Below are 4,090 nucleotides of genomic sequence, written 5' to 3' on the forward strand. Positions count from 1 at the left end.
ATGTGTCTGTCAGATTAAGTTTGAGCTACTACAAGTTATTGTTTTAGTGAATAATGAAAAATAAATACTTTCTTCTGCTAATGTTCTTAATGCTTCTGGTTTGAATTGATCGTATCTAAATTGATAAAGTTGTTCATAATCATTATCTTGTAATTCTTCGATCTTAATTTTTAAGAAAGGGCTTGAGTCCATAATGTTTTTTTGTTCTAAATCTGTAAAAAATCTCCATTCTCTACCATTTGTTATTGCCGCCACAGCTACTTCTGGGGTTGCATTAAAATATCTTGAAAGTTGAGGGCAATGATTAGTTAATTCTTCACTCCATGATTTTGCCTCTATAAACATCACTGGTAAATCTTGACAAAAAAGAGCATAATCAACACGTTCGTTAGCTTTTTCTCCAGGAAAATCTGCTTTAAATTCTGCTTTTACTTTCGTTGGATCATATGGTGTAAATCCTAAAATATCAAGCAATGGTAATATTAACGCTTGTTTAGTTGTTTCTTCCGTATTGCAGTGACTTCCAACCTTTTTAACGTGTTCTGAGTGATTATCTAACTTGTTTTTAAAATTATTCATACGTATTACCTTTCTCCATTCCAATTATCTATTTTATTTCAATGATTTATAATGCTATTTGTTACAGGTTACAGACCGGCGTTACCTCCAGTCCAAACAACACGCCCAATTATTTTATCATTTCGAAAAGCATACATATTTGGGAATGTGCTTTTGTCCGCGTTATCACTGATGTAGATCCAGTCCCCATTTTTATCTCTAGTAATTCGCTTCATGATTAGACCGTTAAGATCTCTCATTATCAAATAAACTTTATTTTCAATTGGCATTGTTTGGCTTGTATCAATTAAAACAGCCTGTCCATCCTGTAATGTCGGATACATACTTAAACCTTTTGCGTATATTACATAGCAATATTTTGGATTGATGCCCATTTCTTTCAACCATTCTTTACTAAAAGATAAACCACCTCGAAGCTCAAAGTAATCATTGTATTCACCCATTCCACATTCCGCTCTAACTGTTAATTCATCAATTATCACTGCAGTTTCTTCAGTTGGTGTTTTTAATTCATTTGTTGGCAACGATACGTCACAAATATGACATATTTTTAACATTACATTAAAACTAGGTGATGTTCTGCCATTTTCAAAAGCTGAAACATTCCCTTTAGTCATTGATAATTTTTCAGCTAGCTGCTCTTGTGTATAACCAGCATTTAATCGGGATTGTTTAACCCATTCTGCGACATTTAAATCCATACTTTCTCCTTTTTTAGAATAGTAAAGTAAATTTATACTTTTGTCGTATAAAAAAACTTTACTTATTTGTATAGTAAAATTATACTTTTATTATTATGTATTTTATTTTTATACATGGAGCAATATGAAAAAGAAAAATCAAGCAATAAAAAAGGTCGTTGATTTCTTTGGTGGCTCTCAAGTAGAGACGGCTAAAAAACTTAATGTCTCTAAGTCACAAGTCTGGCAATGGTTAAACAACGTTAACTCAATAGCAATAGAAAAAGCAATTGATATAGAAGACAAAACAAACGGAGCTGTTAAATGCGAAGATCTCCGTCCTGATGTTAATTGGTCTGTAATTCGGAGCAAAGTAGTTTAGTGAAGCTAAGCATACATTGAAAAATAAAAAGTAATCACAAAAAGTACGAGATTAAGTGAAATTATCGTTATAACTGAAATGATTTTTGGAAAGGGTGACCGATAGCAATTTTGCAGAAGGCTATCGGTCGGTTGCGAAAAAACACTTGTGGAGTATTAGTCGCATGAATAGTTTAACACTAAATTGTACTGTAACGCAATTGCGTTGTAAGTTTTCACAATCAGGCTTTGAATATGAAGCTATGATAAATCACATCTGGACACCTGTCAGCCACAAATTTGTTGAGGATTTGTGGAATTACTTTTACAACCACCAAGCATATAGAAAGGAAGCGTCATGAATAAGCTATATGATTATGTCATTAATAACAAAAATGAAAACACTGTCATCATTCCTAGATCTTGCCTTCGGTTATGTAAAGGTGATTACAATTTAGCTGCTGTGCTCATGGAGCTTATTACGTATTCATATATATACAAAGATGAAGACAATTTCTTTTGGATAAAAAATGAAGAATTTGGACTGTCCTTAGATCTAACTGTTGATCAAGTGAGATATTCCATAAAAAAAATAAAGAAAATTTTAGGTGGTTCATTAACAACATATAAGAAAAAAATTGATGGTGTTCCAGTTGTTCATTATCGATTTGATGAAGACGAAATAATTAAACTCATTAAGAATTTAGAAGAAGGTAAATAATGAATCTGTTATTTGATAATGAGTTATTAGTTGTTAATCCAAAGTTAGCAACACTTATTGGGCTAAATGAAGCCATTATTTTGCAACAAATGCATTATTGGATAGGAAAAACCAATAATAATTATGATGGCAAAAAATGGATTTATAACAGCGTGTCCGAATGGGCAAAACAATTTCCCTTTTTTAGTGACTCAACGATTGTCAGAACGATAAAAAATATTGAGAAAAAAGGGTTGGTTTTCGTTGGTAATTATAACAAAGATGGAAGAGATAGGACTAAATGGTATTCCATAGATTATACAAAGTTAGATGAACTTGAACAACTTGCATTTAGTCAAAATGACAAAATGCAATCAGCCAATTTGACTAAATGCATTTCGTCAAATTGCGATAATGCATCTAGTCAAAATGAGTCAATGCATTTACCCAAAATGAGTAAACCATTACCAGAGACTACTACAGAGACTACTAATAATATTTTATTGTCTGGAAATTTTGACAAATTTTCAGACGATGAAAAATTAAAGCGCTTTTTGCATAAAAATCCTGATGCCCATATTTATACGACATTGGGTAAAAAATGGGGAAGTGTAAAAGATTTAGAGTGTGCTAAGTGGATTTATGAAAAATTATTAATTGTGAACCCTACCGCTGTTGAACCTAATTGGGTTGATTGGTCTAACGATATTCGATTGTTAAGGACACAAGTTTTAGGCGATCACGTTGATAACCCTCACAAAGAAATTTGTAGGCGATTCAAAATAGCCAACATGGATAGCTTTTGGAAAGATAATATCCAGTGTCCAGCAAAACTACGTAAGCACTGGGATAGATTCCATTCTACAACAAACAATAAACCAACATCATCAGAAATTGATTGGCACAGTACAGGCTGGGCAGGAGGAACTGTATGAAATCGTTAGCCGAAATTTATGACAATGGTAATGGGTTAGCAGTTAAAGCTCAGCCTGTTGATCGCAAAACTTATGTTATTAATGAAATTGAAAAACAATTCAATCAAATATTCATTGAGTTAAAAGCGGTATTCCCTGCAATAACTGCTGTTATTAAAACACAATCAGATCTGGATACGTTTAAAAAACAATGGTTACTGGCATTTAAAGAAAACGGCATAACAACGTTACGTCAGTTTGAAATAGGCATGAAGAAAGCACGCCAACAAAGCACACCATTTGTACCATCGCCTGGTCAATTTATTTCATGGTGCAAAGAGGGCGAGGCATCAGATATGGGGTTACCGACAGTTGCTCAAGTTATGCGAGAGTTCAACAAGTATAGTGCTGAGATTGGTTTTTCATGTCTAACAGCAGAGCAATTCCCATGGTCTCATCCAGTTATGTACTGGATTGTTACCGACCTTAGAAAACACATGCGCCAATACAACCTATCTGAGTTTGAGGTTGAAAAGCGTGCAGAAATGCTAATTAACAGGTGGGCCAAGAAATTGATGAATGGTGAAGTAATACCTGAAATTCGTATCCAACTAGAAGAAAAAAAGTCAGGCTACGGCGTATATTATTGCAATTCTGATGCAGTCAATGCGATGAGAGAAAGGGCGAGAGAGAAAGCAAAAAGGAGTATAGCAGAAAATGGCTAAAGTGTAGTAGCTCAAACTTAATCTGACAGACACATATTACTCATCGGCTTTCATTTTAACAAAATGCGTGTCCGATGAGCAAAATAAATTCTCCAATTGCTTTTCCTTAACCAACCCCTTTGCATCATTCCA

Annotated in this window: 5 protein-coding genes and 1 pseudogene; 4 read left to right on the forward strand and 2 right to left on the reverse strand. The window is 33.6% G+C overall.

Going from position 1 to position 4,090, the window contains the following annotated elements; genetic code table 11:
- Positions 1–27: 27 nt before the first annotated feature.
- Both GA0061080_RS11895 and GA0061080_RS11900 read right to left on the reverse strand, forming a co-directional pair.
- Positions 28–579: pseudogene (locus tag GA0061080_RS11895) on the reverse strand (type I restriction endonuclease); the annotation flags it as partial.
- Positions 580–647: 68 nt separating this feature from the next.
- On the reverse strand, positions 648–1,280 hold the full coding sequence (locus tag GA0061080_RS11900; protein ID WP_091126047.1) for an XRE family transcriptional regulator: 633 nt from the start codon (positions 1,278–1,280) through the stop codon (positions 648–650).
- Between the two features lie 124 nt (positions 1,281–1,404).
- Here GA0061080_RS11900 and GA0061080_RS11905 point away from each other — a divergent pair, with 124 nt between their 5' ends.
- The 4 genes from GA0061080_RS11905 (at position 1,405) to GA0061080_RS11925 (ending at position 3,958) form a co-directional block, all read left to right on the forward strand.
- Entirely contained in the window at positions 1,405–1,641 is a 237-nt protein-coding gene (locus GA0061080_RS11905; RefSeq protein WP_091126049.1) for a transcriptional regulator, read from the forward strand.
- 336 nt (positions 1,642–1,977) lie between these two features.
- Positions 1,978–2,340 carry a MerR family transcriptional regulator gene (locus GA0061080_RS11915; protein WP_091126054.1) on the forward strand — a complete coding sequence of 121 codons (363 nt, stop codon included), beginning with the start codon at positions 1,978–1,980 and terminating at the stop codon, positions 2,338–2,340.
- Entirely contained in the window at positions 2,340–3,254 is a 915-nt protein-coding gene (locus tag GA0061080_RS11920) for a phage replication protein O (protein ID WP_091126057.1), read from the forward strand. The genes GA0061080_RS11915 and GA0061080_RS11920 overlap by 1 nt, the downstream gene beginning before the upstream one ends.
- The gene (locus tag GA0061080_RS11925; RefSeq protein WP_091126060.1) at positions 3,251–3,958 is read left to right on the forward strand and encodes a replication protein P; all 708 of its coding nucleotides are present in this window, start codon (positions 3,251–3,253) and stop codon (positions 3,956–3,958) included. Before GA0061080_RS11920 ends, GA0061080_RS11925 begins: the two co-directional genes overlap by 4 nt.
- Positions 3,959–4,090 lie beyond the last annotated feature (132 nt).

Origin of the sequence: Gilliamella intestini (genome assembly GCF_900094935.1) — a bacterium.
GTDB classification, from domain to species: domain Bacteria; phylum Pseudomonadota; class Gammaproteobacteria; order Enterobacterales; family Orbaceae; genus Gilliamella; species Gilliamella intestini.

What these genes read in the sequence shown, in the direction of transcription:
- GA0061080_RS11900 (WP_091126047.1), bottom strand. Translation starts at nt 1,280, where the DNA reads ATGGATTTAAATGTCGCAGAATGGGTTAAACAATCCCGATTAAATGCT.
- GA0061080_RS11905 (WP_091126049.1), top strand. Translation starts at nt 1,405, where the DNA reads ATGAAAAAGAAAAATCAAGCAATAAAAAAGGTCGTTGATTTCTTTGGT.
- GA0061080_RS11915 (WP_091126054.1), top strand. Translation starts at nt 1,978, where the DNA reads ATGAATAAGCTATATGATTATGTCATTAATAACAAAAATGAAAACACT.
- GA0061080_RS11920 (WP_091126057.1), top strand. Translation starts at nt 2,340, where the DNA reads ATGAATCTGTTATTTGATAATGAGTTATTAGTTGTTAATCCAAAGTTA.
- GA0061080_RS11925 (WP_091126060.1), top strand. Translation starts at nt 3,251, where the DNA reads ATGAAATCGTTAGCCGAAATTTATGACAATGGTAATGGGTTAGCAGTT.